The sequence below is a fragment of the Streptomyces sp. NPDC037242 genome, from assembly GCF_055604165.1.
On the sequence record NZ_JBVJUY010000001.1, the window covers coordinates 557,879 to 576,022 of the forward strand.

The window sequence follows — 18,144 nt, forward strand, 5'->3', positions numbered from 1 at the left end:
GCTTCAAGCCCCTACTGGGCGTGTCCCTGGCGGACGTTCAGGCACAGCGCCCAGACATCGGAGCAGCTGCCGTTGAGGTGGGGGCCGCCCGACGTCGCCTTCCCGGTAGCCGGTAGCCGGTAGCCGGTAGCCGGTAGCCGGTAGCCGGGAGTCACGGAGTCAGGCTCGGCGACGGGCCCAGGTCGCGGACAGGACGAGGGCGACCGCGACGCCGTACGCGGTGGTGCTCAGCGCCGGCTGGTTGTGGAAGGTCGGGCCGAGGACGTACGCGGCGGCCCCCGCGGGCGCGATGCCCAGCCACTCCCACCGTCCGTCGAGAGCGACGAGCGCGACCAGGAGCAGCGCGTACCAGGAGTAGCCGGGCGTGAGGAGGGCGAAGGCGCAGCCGGTGACCAGGAGGGCGCCGCTCCAAGGGCGTCGCGGGTCCCCGCGCCACATCACGTACAGGGACACGCCCGCCATGACGACGACCAGTACGGGCAACGACCAGGCATCCGGCAGCACCAGGCGCAGGAGCGCATAGCGGGACCCGGCCGAGGCGTCGTCGTAGCCCTCTTCCTGGACGTAGCCGCCGAGGTAGCCGAAGACCGGGCCGTGCGAGAGGAGGACGTACGGGAGGTAGGCGAGTACGACGAAGACCGCGGCGGGCAGCAGCACGGCGGCCGCGTCGCGGACGCGGCGGACCCCGGACAGTACGCCGGGGAGAACGACGGCCGGCATCAGCTTCACGGCGATGGCGGCGCCGATCAGCACTCCGCCCGCCGTCCGCCGGGTCAGGGCCCGGGAGGCGACGAGGCCGAGTCCGGTCACCGTGAGGAGCACGCCCAGGACGTCGATGTGCGCGTTGTTGACGGCCTCGATGGGGACGGCAGGGCACCAGGCCCAGTACGCGGCCCTGCGGAGGTCCTCGCCGCGCCGTCGCAGGATCAGGAGCAGCGTGCCTGTGACACCGAGGGAGATCAGGGCGGCGCCGATCTGGAGCGGCTTGTGCCGGGTGCCGACGGGGGAGAGCTGCTCGACGGCCAGGAAGTACACCTCAGCGACGGGCGGGTAGATGGTGTGGACGGCGGGCCTGTTGATGCGGGTGCAGTGGGCCGCGCCGCCCGGGTGCGGGATCGGCGCCATGTCGGGGCCCTCGCAGGCGGCGCCGGTGGGGAAGAGCCAGGGGTCGCGGAGCCGGGCGAGCGCCGGGTCCTGCGGGGTGTGGTCGTACGGGGAGAGGCCGGCGGACTGGACGCGGCCGTCCCAGGCGTAGCGGTAGGAGTCGGTGCTGGTCCGCGGTGGTCCCGTCAGCCCGGTCACCGTGACGGCGACGGCACCCGCGGCGATCAGCCACGCGACGTGGCGGGCCGGGACCCGGCGCAGAGCGAGCAGAGCGGCGGTGAAGAGAACCCAGCAGGCCGCGTACCAGCAGAACAGCCCGACGGGGTCGCTGGGGTAACCCTCGTCCATGAGGGTGGGGACGAGCACCGCCGTGAGTGCGGCGAGGGCGAGTGCGGTGGTCACGAGCGCGGCGCGCGGGCTGAGGGCGGCAAGGGGCTTCACCTGCGGAAGCGTTCCAGGCTCGGCCCTCCCGTGGGCCGCGCCACCGCGGATGTCCGTGATTCGTAGGGGGTCGGCCTGTGCCGGGCTCGGTTGACCGGCTCCGTGGGCTGGGCGGTCACCGGGTCGCCGCGCACAGCTCGCAGTGCACGGCGGCGAAGCGGGTACGCGGAGCCGCCCGCGCCACGCGTTCCGCGTCGGCGGGGGTGTCCACGTCGCACAGCTCGGGCAGATCGCGCACGGCCAGCCCCGCGTCGGTCAGCCGGCGGCGCTGCACCTCTCCCGTCTCCGGTACGGACATGGGTACGCCGAGCAGCAGGGCCGGGTCGGGTTCGGCCAGGCCCAGGGCCCAGAAGCCGCCGTCGTCGGCGGGTCCGAACCAGGCGTCGGCCTCGGTGAAGTCGAGCCCGGGCGCGAGGAGGCCGGGGGTGACCTGCGGGGTGTCCATGCCGATGAGCAGGGCCGGTCCGTCGGCCAGGGCGAAGGCAGCGGCCAGCCGGGCGTCCAGGCCGCCCGTGCCCTGGGGGACGACCTCGATGGCGTCCGGCAGCCAGGGCCCCGGCTGCCCGTCCAGGACCAGGACGCGGCGCCGGGCAGGGGTGGCGAGGACCGCCGCGAGGGTGTCCTGGAGCGCGGCGCGGGCCAGGTCGGCGGCCTGCTCGGGCGTGAACCGCGGGGTCAGCCGGGTTTTGACGCGGCCGGTGACGGGGGCCTTGGCGATGACGAGGAGGGTGCTCACGCGGACGCCCCCTCGGTCGGTGCCGTCCGGGCGCCCGGCGACTCGGCCAGGACCCGGCGCATGTCCCGCACCGCGTGCCAGGTACCCCGCCAGGTTCCGGTGACCTTGGACTTGCCCGAGCGGGGCAGGTAGGGGACGTCCGTCTCGGCCACGCGCCAGCCGGCGTCGGCGGCGCGGACGACCATCTGGAGCGGGTAGCCGCTGCGCCGGTCGGTCAGGTCCAGGCCGAGCAGCGCCTCGCGGCGGGCCACCCGCATCGGCCCGAGGTCGTGCAGGCGCAGGCCGGTACGGCGGCGCAGCATCCGGGCGAGGGCGAGGTTTCCGGCGCGTGCGTGCGCGGGCCAGGCGCCGCGGGTTTGCGGGCGGCGCCGGCCGAGCAGCAGGTCCGCCTCGCCGGCGGCGACCCGGGCGGCCATCGGGGCGAGCAGGCCGGGGTCCATGGAGGCGTCGCAGTCGCAGAAGCAGACGAACTCGGCGCCGGCGGCGAGCAGTCCGGCGTGGCATGCGGCGCCGAAGCCGCGGCGGCTCTCGTGCACGACGGTGGCGCCGAGGGAGCGGGCGATGTCCGCCGAGCCGTCGGTGGAGCCGTTGTCGACGACGATCGCCCGCCACCCGGCCGGCACCCGCGCCAGCACCCAGGGCAGGGCCTCCGCCTCGTCGAGGCAGGGCAGTACGAGGTCCGCGACAGGCGGACGACAAGCAGAGGAAGTCACCCTCCACACCGTAGGAACGGACGGGCGCGGAAAGTGGCCGGAAGACCTTACGAAACGCGGACACCGTGCGCGGCCGCAGCCGCAGGGCGGATCAGCCGACGGCCCCCGCCGACGCGCGCTGGCCCGCGCGGGCGAACTCGGTCATGCCCTGAGCGAAGCCGACCTCCGGGCGCCAGCCCAATTCCTCGCGCAGCCGGGTGGAGTCGGCGGTGATGTGGCGTACGTCGCCGAGGCGGAACTCGCCCGTGACCACCGGGCGCGGGCCCCCGTACGCCGCCGCCAGCGCGGACGCCATCTCGCCGACCGTATGCGGAACGCCGCTGCCCGTGTTGAACGCGGTCAGCGTCCCGACGGACAGCCCGCCCACGGCCTCCAGGGCCACCGCGTTCGCCGAGGCCACGTCTCCGACATGGACGAAGTCCCGCCGCTGCGCGCCGTCCTCGAAGACCCGAGGGGCCCCACCGCGGGCCAGCGCGGACCGGAAGAACGAGGCCACCCCGGCGTAGGGCGTGTCGCGCGGCATGCCCGGCCCGTACACGTTGTGGTAGCGCAGGGACACGGCGCGGCCCTCCGTGCACCGGGCCCACGAGGCCGCCAGGTGCTCCTGGGCCAGCTTCGTCGTCGCGTACACGTTCCGGGGATCCGTCGGGGCGTCCTCGCCGACCAGACCCGGGGCGAGCTCGGCCCCGCAGTCGGGACAGAGCGGCTCGAACCGGCCCGCCGTCAGGTCCTCGGTCCGACGTGGCCCCGGGCGCACCGTGCCGTGCCGTTCGCACGTGTACCGGCCCTCCCCGTAGACCACCATCGACCCGGCGAGGACGAGTTCCCGTACTCCGGCGGCCGCCATCTCCGCCAGCAGTACCGCCGTCCCGAGGTCGTTGCAGCCGACGTACTCGGGAGCGTCCGCGAAGTCCTTGCCGAGGCCGACCATGGCCGCCTGGTGGCACACCGCGTCCACCCCCCGCAGCGCGGCGCGCACGGAGTCGGCGTCCCGTACGTCCGCGCGCAGGAACTCCGCGTCCGGCAGGGGCGGCGTGTCCGGGTGGGCTGCCGGCAGCAGGGCGTCGAGCACGACGGGGTCGTGGCCGCGGTCCTTGAGGGCGGAGACGATGTGGGAGCCGATGAACCCGGCTCCTCCGGTGACGAGTACACGCATGACGGCGACGCTACGCAGCAGGCAGCGTCGGCGGAGTCTGCCACGCGTGCACGTAAGACTTCCGTCACGCGGTGCGGCGTCCGGAGGCCGTCACTTCGTCGCGCCGCGTGCCTGCCGCCGGGCCCGGCTCCGCCTCCGCCCCCGGTTCCGGTTCCACGTCCGAGCGATGAGTACCGCTGCGGAGGCGGCGAAGAGCGCGGCCGTGATGAGCAGCCACCGCGGCAGGAAGCCGTCCGCGGAGAGGGCGGTCGCGGCGGTGTATTGGCCCACCTGACCCAGGATCAGCGGCCACCAGACCAGCAGCAGGACACCGGAGACGAAGGCGGGCACGCGGACGTGGTTCACGCTCACCCGCGGCGTCGGCCGCTCGTCGTTCCGGTCCCCGGCGAACGGGACCTGCATCGCGCGGTCGGTCACCGCGTACAGGGGGAGCAGTACGAGGTCGTGCAGGAGGGCCGCACCGACGAACCACACGGCCACGCCGACGGTGTCCCCCTCGAACAGGCGCAGACCGGCGTACAGCGCGAGGGCGAAGGAGGCCAGGACGAGCAGCAGGTGCAGCGGGGAGGCGCCGTAGCGGCGGCGGAAAGCGGTCCGAGCGTTCATGCCGGCCCTCCGAAGGTCAGCCGGGTGACCCACTTGGTGTTGTACACGCCGGGTGCCCCGGGGACGATGACGCGCGCCGGATGGCCGTGGTCGGGGGAGAGGTACGCGCCGTTGACCCGGACCGCGAGGAGCGAGCGTCGGTCACGGGCCTGGTCGTCGCTCAGTACGGCGGAGCGGAACGATCCGCCGCGCTGGACCGACTCCACCAGGACTTCGGGGGTGTGCACGCCGAGCCCGACGAGTGCGGCCAGTTCGGTGAGCCGGACTCCGCTCCACTGCTGGTCGGTGGTGGACCAGCCCTCCACGCAGGCGATCGGCAGGGCCGCCTCACGCTGCGGCATGGCCAGCAGCTGCTCGTAGGTCAGGTCGACCTGTCGGCCGGCGCCGCGTACGGTCAGCCGCCAGGCGGGGCCCGTGTCACTGGGCCGGATGCCGACGGAGGCGGCGGTCTTGTTGATCTGGAAGCCGTTCGGGCCCGAGCCCGGGTCCCGGCCGTGCGGCGCGAGCAGTGCGGTCCGCCGCCACCACCCGCCGATGCTCTGCCCCGCCGTGACCACCAGCAGTGCCGCCGAGCCGAGGCCGACCATGGCCAGGGCGCCCCGGCGCGAGATGGTCGGCGCCGCGGGCCGCGGGGAGACCAGCCCGGCCGCCTCCTCGGTACCCGCGGAGGGTTCCCCGAGCCGGCGGCGGACGGCCCGCAGGGCTCGGGGCAGCCTGAAGGCCACGTGCACCACGAAGGCGCCGATGAACACCCAGGCCCCGTAGAAGTGCAGGGCGTAGAAGGAGCCGGGGAAGACGTAGTGCAACTGGACGTTGAGGATCCCGGTGACGAACTCGAATCCGGCGCCGCCGACCAGGAGGAGCAGGGAGAGCCGGTCGAGGGCATGACTCAGCGAGCGGATCGGCGGCCACTCGAACAGCTTCGGAATGACCGACCACAACTTCGCCAGCAGCACGGGCACGAGCACGACCCCCAGCGTCACGTGGACGCCCTGGGTCAGCCGGTAGAGCCAGTACGGGGAAGTCGGCCAGGAGAACAGGTAGAAGCCGAGCCACCCCTTGTCCGGGGTCTGGTCGTTGACCGCCGCGAGATCGGGGTTGTACGCCGCGTACGACAGCAGGCCGGTGACGAACAGCACCGTGATCCCGCACAGCAGGACGAGTCCGAACACCGCGGTCAGCCACGGACCGCGCAGGGGACTGCGCCAGAACTCCGGGCGCGCCGGCCCCGGCCCCGGCCCCGGCACGAGGTCCGGCCGCTTCGGTCCGACACCGCTCGTACCCATCGGAGACCTCCACGTCGCGGGATACCGGCCGTTGGAGAGAACATGCCGCACCCCGGATGCGACCGGTCCGGTGACACGCCAGACGGGCACCGCCCTGCGCATTCGGGCGTGGCGGGCCTACCGGGCCTACCGGGCCGGGCGGTGCCGTGGCTGCGACCACCGCCCGGCCCGGAGTCTCAGGCCGCCTCGGAGACCGGGTGCGGCTGCTCGTGCTCGCAGGCGTCGTCCATGCCGTACGTCTCCCACGCCGGGAAGTCGTCCTCGGCGGGTACGCGCTCGCCGGGGTCGAGCAGGCAGGCTTCGAGCGCTGCCCGAAGGGCGTCGGGGCGCAGGCCGGTGCCGATGAAGACGAGTTCCTGGCCCTGGGTGCCGTCAGGGCCGAGGGCGCCGGAGGGTTCGAACCGGGCCACAGCTCCGGCTTGTGACCACAGGCCGGTGATCCGGGGGCGGCTGGCGAGCCGGAAGAAGCCCTTGGAGCGCAGGATCTGTCCGAAGGCGCCGCTGTCGAGGCCCCCGGTGACGAAGGCCCACAGGCGGTCGGGGTGGAAGGGGCGGTCGGAGCGGAAGACGAGGGAGGAGATGCCGTACTCCTCCGTTTCCGGGACGTGGTCCCCGTTGATCTCCTTGACCCAGCCGGGGGCCTGCTGGGCCCGTTCGAGGTCGAACAGGCCGGTGCCCAGCACCTGTTCGAGGGCCACGTGCCCGCGTACGGCCGGCACGATCCGGGCCTCGGGGTTGAGGCGGCTGAGCGTGGCGCGCAGCCGGGCGGCCTGTTCCGGTCCGACCAGGTCGAGCTTGTTGAGGACGATGACGTCCGCGAACTCGATCTGGTCCACCAGGAGGTCGCTGACGGTGCGTTCGTCGCCCTCGTACTGGTCCAGGCCGCGTGCGGCGAGCTCGTCGCCGCCGGCGAGTTCCGGCAGGAAGTTCGCCGCGTCGACGACGGTGACCATGGTGTCGAGCCGGGCGAGGTCACCGAGGGTGGCGCCGTCGTCGCGGGGGAAGGAGAAGGTGGCGGCGACGGGCATGGGCTCGGAGATGCCGCTGGACTCGATGAGCAGGTAGTCGAAGCGCCCCTCGCGGGCGAGGCGGTCGACCTCCTCCAGCAGGTCGTCGCGCAGGGTGCAGCAGATGCAGCCGTTGGTCATCTCGACCAGGCGTTCCTCGGTGCGCGACAGGGCGGCCTCGCCGCCGCGGACGAGCGCGGCGTCGATGTTGACCTCGCTCATGTCGTTGACGATGACCGCGACCCTCAGCCCCTCGCGGTTGCCGAGGACGTGGTTGAGCAGGGTGGTCTTCCCGGCGCCGAGGAACCCGGACAGGACGGTCACGGGCAGTCGGTCGTACGTCGTCTTCATGTGCTGCTCAGCCCTCGGGGCGGAGCAGGCCGCGCTCGTACGCCTTCACCAGGCGCTGCGGCACCTGGTACACGGAGCCGTCGACCGTGACCGGGACGAGCTGCGGCGTGGCGGCCTTCCACTGGGCGCGGCGGTGACGGGTGTTGCTGCGGGACATCTTCCGCTTGGGGACAGCCATGGGGGCCTCCTTGGGTGCGTCGGGGCGTCACCGCAGACACTATATGGAAATGGAATCCATTACCAATAGCGTCCCGGGCTACGGGGCGATCTCCGCGATCAGGCCCTCGACGAGCTCCTTGATCTCGTCGCGGATCGGGCGTACGGCCTCGACGCCCTGGCCCGCCGGGTCCTCGAGCTTCCAGTCCAGGTAGCGCTTGCCCGGGAAGACGGGGCAGGTGTCGCCGCACCCCATGGTGATGCACACGTCGGAGGCCTTGACCGCGTCGATGGTGAGGATCTTCGGGGTCTCGGCGGACATGTCGATGCCGACCTCGCGCATGGCCTCGACGGCGGCCGGGTTGACCGAGTCGGCGGGAGCGGAGCCGGCCGAGCGGACCTCGACGCGGTCGCCGGCGAGGTGGGACAGCCAGGCGGCGGCCATCTGGGAGCGGCCGGCGTTGTGGACGCAGACGAACAGCACGGAAGGCTTGTCGGGCACGGCGGGTCTCTTCTCGGGACGGAAGCGCGGCACGCATCAGCGCCGGGTGGAGTCAGTCACCACTGATGTGACAGTATCAGCCCATGATGACGTCAGTCGACACTGATTTGATCCGGGTTCTGGCCGACCCGCTCAGGCTCCGGATCGTGACCCTGCTCGCCCGCGAGACGCTGTGCACCACCCACCTCGTGGAGGAGACGGGCGCCAAGCAGACGAACCTCTCCAACCACCTGAAGGTGCTGCGGGAGGCGGGGGTCGTGGATACGGAGCCGTGCGGGAGGTTCACGTACTACCGCCTGCGTCCGGACGTCGTCGAAGCCCTGGCCGGCCACTTCGCCGACCTCGCCCGGACCGCGCGGGCCACCGCCGAAGCGAACCTCAAGCGGTCCTGCCCGTAGCCTTCGCGGCCCCGTCCGCCCTGCCTCACCTGCCCGAGGAGAACCGTTGTCCGTCACCGAGCCCGTCGCCGCAGTCCCCGCCCCCGCGGCGGAGTCCGCCCCAGTCGCCGATGCGCCCCGGCCCGCGCCCGGTGCGACCCCGCCCCGTACCCCGCTGATCGCCCGGGCCGCCGCCGAGCTGGTGGGCACCGCCGCCCTGGTGGCCGTCGTGGTCGGCTCCGGCATCCAGGCCACCGAGCTGACCCAGGACGTCGCCCTCCAGCTGCTGGCCAACTCCACCGCCACGGTGTTCGGTCTCGGCGTGCTGATCACCCTCCTCGGCCCGGTCTCCGGCGCCCATTTCAACCCCGCCGTCACCCTGGCCGAGTGGTGGACCGCCCGGCGCGGCGGCCCGGGCGCGAACGCCCGCGAGCTGGCCGTGTACGTCCCCTCGCAGATCGCCGGAGCGATCGCGGGCGCGATCCTGGCGGACGCGATGTTCGGTGAGCCGCTGGTGAAGTGGTCCCAGCACGACCGCTCCGCCGGGAGCCTCCTCCTCGGTGAAGTCGTCGCCACCGCGGGCCTGATCCTGCTGATCTTCGGCCTCGCGCGCACGGACCGCCTGCGCTTCGCCCCGGTCGCGGTGGCCTCGTACATCGGCTCCGCGTACTGGTTCACCTCCTCCACGTCCTTCGCCAACCCGGCCGTGACCATCGGGCGCGCCTTCACCGACACCTTCGCGGGCATCGCCCCGTCCTCCGTCGCCGGCTTCATCGGCATGCAGCTGGTCGGCGTGGTCGTGGGCCTGGCGCTCGTGGCGCTCATCTTCATGCGCGGCAAGAACGCCGCGGACGTCGACGGGGGGAACGGAGTCAGCTGATCTTCGGGCTTCGGCGTTCCAGCATGCCCCGGCCGCGGGTGGCGGGATCGACGTAGAGGGAGTGCTCCACCACGCCCGCGTACGCGCGGCTCGATCCTTGTGCTCATGCGGCGGCCGCTCGGGCCGGCAGCCGTCCCATGGCGGCGAGCACCGAAGGCCTCACCTGGCAAGGAGCACTCGCGATGTAGGGAATTACAGAAGTTTGCAACTCGGATATCCTGATCGGCCCATCGCGTCGGTGCCTCCAGGGCCCTGCGCGTACGCACCGAGCTAGGACAGAACAGATGACGGCGAGCCTGCCCCCGTGCCCGAAGTGCTCCAGCGAGTACACCTACGAGATGAACGCCCTGATGGTCTGCCCGGAGTGCGCCCACGAGTGGGTTCCCGCCGCGGCCGGGGCCGAGGACGCGGGTGGCTCCGGTGAGCGGGTGGTCAAGGACGCCGTCGGGAACGTGCTGAACGACGGCGACACCGTGACCGTGGTCAAGGCCCTCAAGGTCAAGGGCAGCCCGTCGGGGATCAAGGCGGGCACCAAGGTGCGCAACATCCGCCTGGTCGACGGGGTCGACGGCCACGACATCGACTGCAAGATCGACGGCTTCGGCGCCATGCAGCTCAAGTCGAGCGTGGTCAAGAAGGCCTGACCCGTCGCGGGCCGCCGCGGCTAGGGGGTGTCTGGTGGGTGTCCGTGGGGAAGGAGCGGCGTCCGGTGCGTGCTCTCGGTGTGCCGGCCGGAAGTCCGCGTGCTGGACGTACTCGGGCTTTCGGCCGGTGCGGCGAGAGTGCGTGCCGGGCGTCGCGACGCCGCGGACATCCGCCAGACACCCCCTACGGCCGGCTGGTGGCGCGGAGGTCCGCCAGGAGTTCGGCCTGGCATTCCAGGACGCCGGAGAGAATGCCCCGGGCGACCCGCAGGAGCTCGGCGATCTGGGGGTGGGTGAGGCTGTAGTGGACGTTGGAGCCTTCGCGGCGGGTGACCACGAGGTTGGCCTTGCGCAGGACGGCGAGCTGCTGGGAGAGGCTCGCGGCCTCCACCCCGACCTCGGGCAGCATCTCGGCGACGGCGTGCTCGCGCACCGACAGGAGCTCCAGGACGCGGATGCGGACCGGGTGGCCCAGCGTTTTGAAGAACTCCGCCTTGAGCTGGTACAGCGGTGTGCTCACCTGGCTACCCCTGCCTTGACTGCCCATGTCATCCATCCACTTCGCCCCTCTCACGCCTCGTGACCTCCACAATTGCAGATCCCTGCAACTCCCGGGTGGGGCGCTTGAGTGCCCGGAGCGGGGTGGGGTTAGCATATGAGCGCCGCCTAGCTCGAAAGATAAACCTGTGACTGTCAACGAGGACTCGTTCACCAACTGGAAAAACCGCGAGGAGATCGCGGAGTCGATGATCCCGATCATCGGGAAGATGCACCGGGAGCGGGACGTCACGATCCTGCTCCACAGCCGCTCCTTGGTGAACAAGTCGGTGGTCAGCATCCTCAAGACCCACCGATTCGCCCGGCAGATCGACGGCGAGGAGCTCTCGGTCACCGAGACCCTGCCGTTCCTGCAGGCTCTCACCGCGCTCGACCTCGGTCCCTCCCAGATCGACATCGGCATGCTCGCCGCGACGTACAAGAGCGACGACCGCGGTCTCTCGGTGGAGGAGTTCACCGCCCAGGCCGTCTCCGGCGCCACGGGCGAGAACAAGATCGAGCGCAGCGACGGCCGCGACGTCGTCCTCTACGGCTTCGGCCGCATCGGCCGCCTCGTCGCCCGTCTGCTGATCGAGAAGGCCGGCTCCGGCAACGGCCTGCGCCTGCGTGCCATCGTCGTCCGCCAGGGCGGCGACCAGGACATCGTCAAGCGCGCCTCGCTGCTGCGCCGCGACTCCATCCACGGCCAGTTCCAGGGCACCATCACCGTGGACGAGGCGACCAACACGATCGTCGCCAACGGCAACACCATCAAGGTGATCTACGCGAACGACCCGTCCGAGGTCGACTACACGGCGTACGGCATCAAGGACGCCATCCTCATCGACAACACGGGCAAGTGGCGCGACCGCGAGGGCCTCTCCAAGCACCTGCGCCCCGGCATCGACAAGGTCGTCCTGACCGCTCCGGGCAAGGGCGACGTCCCGAACATCGTGCACGGCGTCAACCACGACACGATCAAGCCCGACGAGCAGATCCTGTCCTGCGCGTCCTGCACCACCAACGCGATCGTCCCGCCGCTGAAGGCCATGGACGACGAGTACGGCGTGCTGCGCGGCCACGTGGAGACGGTCCACTCGTTCACGAACGACCAGAACCTTCTGGACAACTACCACAAGGCCGACCGTCGCGGCCGCTCCGCGCCGCTCAACATGGTCATCACCGAGACCGGCGCCGCCTCGGCCGTCGCCAAGGCGCTGCCCGACCTGAAGGCGCCGATCACCGGCAGCTCGATCCGCGTCCCCGTCCCGGACGTCTCGATCGCCATCCTGAGCCTGCGCCTGGGCCGCGAGACCACCCGCGAGGAAGTCCTGGACTACCTCCGCGACGTCTCGCTGCACTCGCCGCTCAAGCGCCAGATCGACTTCACGACCGCGCCCGACGCCGTCTCCATGGACTTCGTCGGATCCCGCCACTCCTCGATCGTGGACGCGGGCGCCACCAAGGTCGACGGCGACAACGCGATCCTCTACCTCTGGTACGACAACGAGTTCGGCTACTCGTGCCAGGTCATCCGCGTGGTCCAGCACGTGTCCGGGGTCGAGTACCCCACCTACCCGGTGCCGGCGGTCTGATCCCCGTACCCGGCAGCTGAAAGGCCGTCCTCCCCTCCGGGGGAGGACGGCCTTTCGCGCGTCCCGGACCTGCCGCGCGCTACGGGCTCGGGACCGGGCGGCCGGCGTGCAGTTCGAGGGGTCCCGCGCCGGTGGCGCGCGCGGTGAGGCAGGCCTTGATCTGGCGGCGCAGGGCCGGCTTGGTGACGCCGGCCAGGTCGGCCCGGGGCACCGCCCGCCACTGGAGGAGCTCCGAGGCGGGCAGGCGGATCCGGGCCAGGGCGGACGCGTCGAGGGTGCCGCCGTCGTAGAGGAAGCGGACGCGCGCCGGACGGCCGCTGCGGTGCGACCAGTTGACGGCGAGCAGGCGGCCCGGCGCCAGGTCGAGGCCCAGTTCCTCCAGGACCTCCCGGCGGGCGGCGGCGCGCGGGGTCTCGCCCAGGTCGCTGTCGATGCCGCCGCCCGGCAGGTGCCAGCGGGCCGGGTTCCCGTACCCCGGCTGGACCAGCAGCACCGCGCCCGCGGCGTCGGTGAACACCACGCTCGCCGCGGTGAGCGCCTTGGGGCGGGCGGCCCGGTGATCGGCGGAGCCGTAGGCGCCCGCGTGCTCCAGGGCCGTACGGCGGACCGGGTCGAGTCCGGCGGGGGAGCCGGGCTGGGGTACGCCGTCGACCAGGTGGGCGAGGGAGCCGGCGTACAGCGCGGCCAGGGCGGCGCGCAGCCGGGGCGCGATACGGTCGGGCAGGACCGCGCAGGCCTCCTCCGGGGCGAGCCAGCGGGCCTCGGCGACCTCGCCGTCCGCGAAGGAGATCGCGGCGGCCTGCTCGGGGGTGAGGGGGCCGACCAGGTGCACGTGGGCGACGAGGGACCGGCCGAGGGAGCCCGGCGGCCGGGAGTCGACGGCGAGCAGCCGGCCGACCGGCACGCTCAGGTCCAGCTCCTCCTTCAGCTCCCGGGCCAGGCCCTCCTCCGGGGTCTCGGTGTCCTCGACGCTGCCGCCCGGCAGCTCCAGGCCGTCCTTGTACGAAGGGGTCAGTACGAGGATCCGCCCGCGGCAGTCCAGGACGACTCCGGTGGCCGCGACGAGCGGGGCCGGGCGGGCGGCGTAGTACGCGCGCTCCGCTTCGGGAGTGGGGCGCTCGGGCACGTGCGGCTCCTGGGGCTTCGACAACACGACCTGGGGTGAGGGGGATCCTTACCCCGCGGGTCGCTCCTCGGCAGGCGTCACGCCCGTACGAGGAGCAGCCCGCCCATCGTGACCATGGTCGCCGCCACGAAGCCGTCGAGCACCCGCCAGGCCGAGGGGCGCGCGAGCAGTCCGCTGAGCAGGCGGGCACCGTAGCCGAGGCTGCTGAACCAGGTCAGGCTGGCCAGCCCCGCCCCGACGCCGAAGGCCCAGCGCAGGTCGCCCCGGTCGGCGGCCAGGGAGCCGAGGAGCAGCACGGTGTCCAAGTAGACGTGCGGGTTGAGCCAGGTCATGGCCAGGCAGGTCAGCACGGCCCGGCGGGCGGACCCGGCGTCCGCGCCCCGGCTGCTGAGGGCGGCACCGGGCGCGGGCCGCAGCACCCGGCGGGCGGCGAGGACCCCGTAGCAGATCAGGAACCCGCCGCCGAGGAGCCCGACGAGGGTCAGGGCGGGCGGCCAGGCCGTGACGAAGGCGCCGACCCCGGCCACGCCGAGGGCGATGAGCAGGGCGTCGGAGAGCGCGCAGATGGCGACCACGGCGAGCACCGAGTGGCGGCGGGCGCCCTGGCGCAGCACGAACGCGTTCTGAGCGCCGATGGCGACGATGAGGGAAAGTCCGGTTCCGAAGCCGGCGAGGCCCGCCGTGATGATGCCGTGTGTCATGTCTCCGACCGTAAGGACCAGCGTGTCAGCAGTACAGCTAAAGATTTTTACGTAGCATTAGCGCTCGTGATGGATGAGCTACCCCTGGAGCAGGTGCGGACCCTGCTGGCCGTGGTCGACGAGGGCACCTTCGACGCGGCGGCCGCCGCCCTGCACGTGACGCCGTCGGCGGTCAGCCAGCGGGTCAAGGCCCTGGAGCAGCGCACCGGGCGGGTGCTGCTGATGCGTACGAAGCCGGTACGGGCGACCGAGTCGGGCGAGGTCGTCATCAGGTTCGCGCGGCAACTGGCCCGGCTGGAGCGCGACGCGCGGGAAGAGCTGGGGATGGCGGCGGGCCTCGGGCCGGTACGGCTGCCGATGGCGGTGAACGCGGACTCCCTGGCCACCTGGTTCCTGCCCGCGCTGAGCCGGGTGCCGCAGGACCCGCCGATCTGCTTCGAACTGCACCGAGAGGACGAGGGGCACACGACGGCCCTGCTGCGGGAGGGCCAGGTGATGGCCGCGGTGACCTCCCAGCCGGAGCCCGTGGCCGGGTGCACGGTGAGCCCGCTGGGCCTGGCGCGGTACCTGCCGGTGGCGAACCCGGACTTCGCGGCCCGGCACCTGGCGGGGCCGCCCGAGCGGGACCTGCGCGAGGCTCCGGCGATCGTCTTCGACCGCCGGGACCTCCTCCAGGACGTGTTCGTACGGTCGCTGACGGGGGACCCGGGCGCCGCGGCCTCGGTGGTACGCCACCACGTGCCCACCTCGGAGGGGTTCTGCGACGCCGTGGCCGCCGGGCTGGGCTGGGGCCTGGTCCCGGAGTCGCAGGCGCTGCCGCTCGTGCGCTCGGGGGCGTTGGAGGTCGTCGTGCCGGGGCGGCCGCTGGACGTACCGCTGTACTGGCAGCAGTGGAAGCTGGACTCGCCGGCCCTGTCGGCGGTGGCGGCGGTGATCGCGGAAGCGGCGGCCGGGGCGCTCCGCTAGGGGGTGTCTGGCGGGTGTCCGTGGGGAAGGAGCGGCGTCCGGCACGTGCTCTCGCCGCACCGACCGGAAGCCCGAGTACGTCCAGTACGCGGGCTTCCGGTCGCCACGCCGAGAGCACGCACCACCAGACACCCCCTAGTGCGGTGTCGGGCAAAACGTTGCCTGTCACGGCACTAGGGTGCGGGGATGGAGACCTACACGATCGGTCAGGCGGCGCGGATGCTCGGCGTCAGCGTCGACACGGCGCGGCGGTGGGCCGACGCCGAGCGGTTCCCGACCCGCCGCGAGGGCGCGCGGCGGATGGTGGACGGGCCGGACCTGGCCGCGTTCTGCGTGGAGGCCGCGCAGGAGAGCGGCGAGGGCGACGAGGCCCCGTACACCTCGGCGCGCAACGCCTTCCCCGGGATCGTGACCGCTGTGAAGCTCGGCACGGTCGACGCCCAGGTGGAGATCCAGGCCGGGCCGCACCGCATCGTCTCGCTGCTGACCCGCGAGGCCGTCGAGGAACTCGGCCTGGAGGTGGGGGCGCGGGCCACGGCCCGGGTGAAGTCGACCAGCGTCTTCATCGACCGGGCCTGACCCGCGCCCCGTTCACCGTACGGACGCCGCCAGCCGGTCCGCCGCCTCGCGGGCCGCGTCCACGGCGCCGGCCCGGGCGGCCTCGCGGTCGCCGTCGGGACGGGCGTACGCCACGGAGACGACCATGTTGCTGCGCCGGAAGGTGACCTGGGCCGTGATGCCCGCGGCCGGCTGGGACGAGGACGACCGGAACCGGATGAACGCCTCGTCGCCGATGCCGGGCACGTCCGCCACCGAGCCCGCATCCCACAGCAACTCGTCGCCGCGCTCCTCGCGCAGGTCCTTGCGGGCGAGTTCCTCGGTGAGCCGGACGGCGAACAGGTGGATGCCGGCCCGGTTCGGCCCTTCCTCGCGCGGGGCGGACCAGTTGCAGCCCGACACGTCGGCGCGGCCGCCGTAGGAGCTGGGCACCAGGCGGTGCACGGTCTGGGGGGTCAGCAGTTCGCAGAACGCGGGATCGGCCGTGAACTCGCCCGGATGCGCCCGCTCCCAGGCCCGCCACCCGCCGAAGCCCGCGGCGGCCAGGACGGCCAGGCCGAGCACGAGCAGCGTGGCGAGACGGCCGAGCGGACGGGGCGGGCGGGGGGCCGGTGAGGCGGCGGGGGGTATGGTCACCGCCGCAGCATAGGGCCAGGCCGCGGCGGTGACTTCGGCCCGGCGCCGGGCGGACGCCGGAGGGGCTGCCTCGGAGGGGCTGCGGCGGAGCGGTGGCGCGGCGGTGGCAGACTGGCCGGTGTTCCGCCGAAGGGGAGTACGCCGTTGTCCATGTTCAGCAACCTGCGCCGGGCCGTGCGCCGCGGCTACCGACGAGCGGTCGACCTCAGCCACCCGGCCCGCTCCCCGCTCGGCAGCGCGGTGGTCAACTGTGTGGTCTACCGCGACGGCGTACGCCAGGACGGCTGCTCGGAGGTCGAGGAGGCGCTGCGCCGGGTCCGCAAGACGGGCGACGGCTTCGTCTGGATCGGCCTGCACGAGCCGGCGCAGGCCGAGCTCACCGGCCTCGCCGAGCTGTTCGGCCTGCACCCCCTCGCCGTCGAGGACGCCGTGCACGCCCACCAGCGCCCCAAGATCGAGCGCTACGACGAGACCCTCTTCTCCGTCTTCAAGACCGTGCGCTACGTCGAGCACGAGGAGCTGACCGCGACCAGCGAGGTCGTGGAGACCGGCGAGCTGATGGCCTTCGCCGGCGAAGACTTCGTCATCACCATCCGGCACGGCGGCCGCGGCACGCTCGGCCCGGTCCGCGAGGCCCTGGAGGCCGATCCGGAGCAGTTGGCGAAGGGGCCGGCCGCGGTGCTGCACGCCATCGCCGACCACGTCGTCGACGACTACGTGGCCGTCACGGACGCGGTGCAGAACGACATAGACGCCGTGGAGACCATGGTGTTCAGCGAGCACGGCGGCCGCGGCGACGCCGGGCGGATCTACCAGCTCAAGCGCGAACTGCTGGAGCTGCGCCGGGCGGTGGCCCCCCTCGGCCGCCCGCTCCAGCAGCTGGCCACGCAGCCGATACCGGTCATCCCGCCGGAGGTCCGCGCGTACTTCCGCGACGTGGCCGACCATCTGACCCGCGCCACCGAGCAGATCAGCGCCTACGACGGTCTCCTCGACTCCATCCTCCAGGCGCACCTCGCGCAGGTCACCGTCGCGCAGAACGAGGACATGCGCAAGATCACGGCCTGGGCGGCGATCGTCGCCGTGCCGACGATGGTCTGCGGGGTCTACGGCATGAACTTCGACAACATGCCGGAACTGCACTGGACTTACGGCTACCCCCTGGTCCTCGGGATCATGGCCGTCGCCTGCTTCGTCATCCACCGGGGGTTCCGCCGCAACGGCTGGCTCTGACGCCGGATAGGGTCCCGCGGTCGGAAGATCGAATACGGGAACGGGTGGGTCGGACAATGGAACAGACGGTGGCGGCGGAGCTGGTCGGCGAGCGGGTACGACTGGAACCCCTGGAGCAGCGGCACCACGACGGCCTGTGCGAGGCCGTCCGGGACGGGAAGCTGTGGGAGCTCGCGGTGACGCTCGTCCCGCACCCGGACGATGTGCGCGCCTTCATAGACGAGGCCGCCCTGGCGCGCGAGCAGGGCGTCCAGATCCCGTACGCGACGGTCGACGCCGCGACGGGGCGGGTCATCGGCTCGACCCGGCTGATGGTCATCAACACCGCGAACCGGCGGCTGGAGATCGGCTGGACCTTCCTCGCCCGGGCCTGGCAGCGGACCGGTGCGAACGCCGAGGCCAAGCTCCTGATGCTGACCCATGCCTTCGAGGTGATGGACATGAACCGGGTCGAGTTGCTGACCGACGTGCGCAACAGCGCGTCGCGGGCCGCGATTTCGCGCATCGGCGCCACCCATGAAGGCGTGCTGCGCCACCACATGGTCATGCGGGACGGCTGGATCCGCGACACGGCCGTGTACAGCATCACGCGCCCGGAATGGCCCGTCGTGAAGGAGAACCTCCGGGCGCGCCTGGCCGCGGCGGCAGCCCGCGACTGAGGGGGCGGCCTGGGCTGAGGGGGTGGACAGGGCGGACGGTGCAGCCGGGAGGGGAGAGGCCGAACGAAGCGTGGGTTCACGGGTCTTGAGATGCCTCGAAGGCTGGTAGTAAAGTTTCCTAACGAAGACGCCCAGCCTCAACTCCCCCATGGAGGCCCTGTGTTCACCCCCCAC

Annotated in this window: 21 protein-coding genes; 8 read left to right on the top strand and 13 right to left on the bottom strand. The window is 72.6% G+C overall.

Features of this window, described 5'->3' with window-relative positions:
- Positions 1-159 precede the first annotated feature (159 nt).
- The 9 genes from ACZ7GJ_RS02390 to ACZ7GJ_RS02430 form a co-directional block, all read right to left on the bottom strand.
- Entirely contained in the window at positions 160-1,545 is a 1,386-nt protein-coding gene (locus ACZ7GJ_RS02390; protein ID WP_470748565.1) for a glycosyltransferase 87 family protein, read from the bottom strand.
- Positions 1,546-1,660: 115 nt separating this feature from the next.
- Complete coding sequence (locus tag ACZ7GJ_RS02395) at positions 1,661-2,281, bottom strand: TIGR04282 family arsenosugar biosynthesis glycosyltransferase (protein ID WP_470748567.1); 621 nt, start codon at positions 2,279-2,281, stop codon at positions 1,661-1,663.
- The gene (locus ACZ7GJ_RS02400; RefSeq protein ID WP_470748568.1) at positions 2,278-2,994 is read right to left on the bottom strand and encodes a glycosyltransferase family 2 protein; all 717 of its coding nucleotides are present in this window, start codon (positions 2,992-2,994) and stop codon (positions 2,278-2,280) included. The genes ACZ7GJ_RS02395 and ACZ7GJ_RS02400 overlap by 4 nt, the downstream gene beginning before the upstream one ends.
- 91 nt (positions 2,995-3,085) lie before the next feature.
- A complete protein-coding gene (locus ACZ7GJ_RS02405) occupies positions 3,086-4,150 on the bottom strand; it encodes an NAD-dependent epimerase/dehydratase family protein (protein ID WP_470748570.1) in 1,065 nt (354 codons plus the stop codon).
- Between the two features lie 90 nt (positions 4,151-4,240).
- The gene (locus ACZ7GJ_RS02410) at positions 4,241-4,756 is read right to left on the bottom strand and encodes a hypothetical protein (protein WP_470748572.1); all 516 of its coding nucleotides are present in this window, start codon (positions 4,754-4,756) and stop codon (positions 4,241-4,243) included.
- Positions 4,753-6,042: a molybdopterin-dependent oxidoreductase gene (locus ACZ7GJ_RS02415; protein WP_470748574.1), complete on the bottom strand. Its 1,290-nt coding sequence runs from the start codon at positions 6,040-6,042 to the stop codon at positions 4,753-4,755. The genes ACZ7GJ_RS02410 and ACZ7GJ_RS02415 overlap by 4 nt, the downstream gene beginning before the upstream one ends.
- A gap of 176 nt (positions 6,043-6,218) precedes the next feature.
- Positions 6,219-7,400, bottom strand: coding sequence for a GTP-binding protein (locus ACZ7GJ_RS02420; protein WP_470748576.1), 1,182 nt, complete (start codon positions 7,398-7,400; stop codon positions 6,219-6,221).
- A gap of 7 nt (positions 7,401-7,407) precedes the next feature.
- On the bottom strand, positions 7,408-7,578 hold the full coding sequence (rpmF, locus tag ACZ7GJ_RS02425) for a 50S ribosomal protein L32 (RefSeq protein WP_470748577.1): 171 nt from the start codon (positions 7,576-7,578) through the stop codon (positions 7,408-7,410).
- 78 nt (positions 7,579-7,656) lie between these two features.
- Positions 7,657-8,058: an arsenate reductase ArsC gene (locus tag ACZ7GJ_RS02430; RefSeq protein ID WP_470748579.1), complete on the bottom strand. Its 402-nt coding sequence runs from the start codon at positions 8,056-8,058 to the stop codon at positions 7,657-7,659.
- A gap of 83 nt (positions 8,059-8,141) precedes the next feature.
- On the opposite strand from ACZ7GJ_RS02430, the gene ACZ7GJ_RS02435 reads away from it, so the two are divergent.
- From ACZ7GJ_RS02435 to ACZ7GJ_RS02445, 3 genes are all read left to right on the top strand, one after another.
- Positions 8,142-8,456, top strand: a complete 315-nt coding sequence (locus ACZ7GJ_RS02435) for an ArsR/SmtB family transcription factor (protein WP_470748581.1) — start codon at positions 8,142-8,144, stop codon at positions 8,454-8,456.
- A 46-nt stretch (positions 8,457-8,502) separates the two neighbouring features.
- On the top strand, positions 8,503-9,315 hold the full coding sequence (locus ACZ7GJ_RS02440) for an aquaporin (protein ID WP_470748583.1): 813 nt from the start codon (positions 8,503-8,505) through the stop codon (positions 9,313-9,315).
- A 284-nt stretch (positions 9,316-9,599) separates the two neighbouring features.
- On the top strand, positions 9,600-9,959 hold the full coding sequence (locus ACZ7GJ_RS02445; protein WP_470748585.1) for a zinc ribbon domain-containing protein YjdM: 360 nt from the start codon (positions 9,600-9,602) through the stop codon (positions 9,957-9,959).
- Between the two features lie 184 nt (positions 9,960-10,143).
- Here the strand turns inward: ACZ7GJ_RS02445 and ACZ7GJ_RS02450 are convergent, their stop codons facing one another.
- Positions 10,144-10,479, bottom strand: a complete 336-nt coding sequence (locus tag ACZ7GJ_RS02450) for an ArsR/SmtB family transcription factor (RefSeq protein ID WP_470748587.1) — start codon at positions 10,477-10,479, stop codon at positions 10,144-10,146.
- 166 nt (positions 10,480-10,645) lie between these two features.
- Here ACZ7GJ_RS02450 and ACZ7GJ_RS02455 point away from each other — a divergent pair, with 166 nt between their 5' ends.
- Positions 10,646-12,091: a glyceraldehyde-3-phosphate dehydrogenase gene (locus tag ACZ7GJ_RS02455; protein ID WP_470748589.1), complete on the top strand. Its 1,446-nt coding sequence runs from the start codon at positions 10,646-10,648 to the stop codon at positions 12,089-12,091.
- A 79-nt stretch (positions 12,092-12,170) separates the two neighbouring features.
- Here ACZ7GJ_RS02455 and ACZ7GJ_RS02460 read toward each other — a convergent pair whose 3' ends face one another.
- Positions 12,171-13,217 carry an NUDIX domain-containing protein gene (locus ACZ7GJ_RS02460; RefSeq protein ID WP_470748591.1) on the bottom strand — a complete coding sequence of 349 codons (1,047 nt, stop codon included), beginning with the start codon at positions 13,215-13,217 and terminating at the stop codon, positions 12,171-12,173.
- Between the two features lie 77 nt (positions 13,218-13,294).
- Complete coding sequence (locus ACZ7GJ_RS02465; protein WP_470748592.1) at positions 13,295-13,918, bottom strand: LysE/ArgO family amino acid transporter; 624 nt, start codon at positions 13,916-13,918, stop codon at positions 13,295-13,297.
- Between the two features lie 69 nt (positions 13,919-13,987).
- Between ACZ7GJ_RS02465 and ACZ7GJ_RS02470 the strand changes: the two genes are divergently transcribed.
- A complete protein-coding gene (locus ACZ7GJ_RS02470) occupies positions 13,988-14,884 on the top strand; it encodes a LysR family transcriptional regulator ArgP (protein WP_470748594.1) in 897 nt (298 codons plus the stop codon).
- A gap of 186 nt (positions 14,885-15,070) precedes the next feature.
- On the top strand, positions 15,071-15,463 hold the full coding sequence (locus tag ACZ7GJ_RS02475; protein ID WP_470748596.1) for a TOBE domain-containing protein: 393 nt from the start codon (positions 15,071-15,073) through the stop codon (positions 15,461-15,463).
- Between the two features lie 12 nt (positions 15,464-15,475).
- Here ACZ7GJ_RS02475 and ACZ7GJ_RS02480 read toward each other — a convergent pair whose 3' ends face one another.
- Entirely contained in the window at positions 15,476-16,078 is a 603-nt protein-coding gene (locus ACZ7GJ_RS02480) for a hypothetical protein (RefSeq protein ID WP_470748598.1), read from the bottom strand.
- A 150-nt stretch (positions 16,079-16,228) separates the two neighbouring features.
- On the opposite strand from ACZ7GJ_RS02480, the gene corA reads away from it, so the two are divergent.
- The gene (gene corA / locus ACZ7GJ_RS02485) at positions 16,229-17,311 is read left to right on the top strand and encodes a magnesium/cobalt transporter CorA (RefSeq protein WP_470748600.1); all 1,083 of its coding nucleotides are present in this window, start codon (positions 16,229-16,231) and stop codon (positions 17,309-17,311) included.
- Between the two features lie 56 nt (positions 17,312-17,367).
- Complete coding sequence (locus tag ACZ7GJ_RS02490) at positions 17,368-17,970, top strand: GNAT family N-acetyltransferase (RefSeq protein WP_470748602.1); 603 nt, start codon at positions 17,368-17,370, stop codon at positions 17,968-17,970.
- Positions 17,971-18,144 lie beyond the last annotated feature (174 nt).

What these genes read in the sequence shown, in the direction of transcription:
- corA (WP_470748600.1), top strand. Translation starts at nt 16,229, where the DNA reads ATGTTCAGCAACCTGCGCCGGGCCGTGCGCCGCGGCTACCGACGAGCG.
- ACZ7GJ_RS02435 (WP_470748581.1), top strand. Translation starts at nt 8,142, where the DNA reads ATGATGACGTCAGTCGACACTGATTTGATCCGGGTTCTGGCCGACCCG.
- ACZ7GJ_RS02490 (WP_470748602.1), top strand. Translation starts at nt 17,368, where the DNA reads ATGGAACAGACGGTGGCGGCGGAGCTGGTCGGCGAGCGGGTACGACTG.
- rpmF (WP_470748577.1), bottom strand. Translation starts at nt 7,578, where the DNA reads ATGGCTGTCCCCAAGCGGAAGATGTCCCGCAGCAACACCCGTCACCGC.
- ACZ7GJ_RS02445 (WP_470748585.1), top strand. Translation starts at nt 9,600, where the DNA reads ATGACGGCGAGCCTGCCCCCGTGCCCGAAGTGCTCCAGCGAGTACACC.
- ACZ7GJ_RS02420 (WP_470748576.1), bottom strand. Translation starts at nt 7,400, where the DNA reads ATGAAGACGACGTACGACCGACTGCCCGTGACCGTCCTGTCCGGGTTC.
- ACZ7GJ_RS02470 (WP_470748594.1), top strand. Translation starts at nt 13,988, where the DNA reads ATGGATGAGCTACCCCTGGAGCAGGTGCGGACCCTGCTGGCCGTGGTC.
- ACZ7GJ_RS02405 (WP_470748570.1), bottom strand. Translation starts at nt 4,150, where the DNA reads ATGCGTGTACTCGTCACCGGAGGAGCCGGGTTCATCGGCTCCCACATC.
- ACZ7GJ_RS02410 (WP_470748572.1), bottom strand. Translation starts at nt 4,756, where the DNA reads ATGAACGCTCGGACCGCTTTCCGCCGCCGCTACGGCGCCTCCCCGCTG.
- ACZ7GJ_RS02475 (WP_470748596.1), top strand. Translation starts at nt 15,071, where the DNA reads ATGGAGACCTACACGATCGGTCAGGCGGCGCGGATGCTCGGCGTCAGC.
- ACZ7GJ_RS02465 (WP_470748592.1), bottom strand. Translation starts at nt 13,918, where the DNA reads ATGACACACGGCATCATCACGGCGGGCCTCGCCGGCTTCGGAACCGGA.
- ACZ7GJ_RS02415 (WP_470748574.1), bottom strand. Translation starts at nt 6,042, where the DNA reads ATGGGTACGAGCGGTGTCGGACCGAAGCGGCCGGACCTCGTGCCGGGG.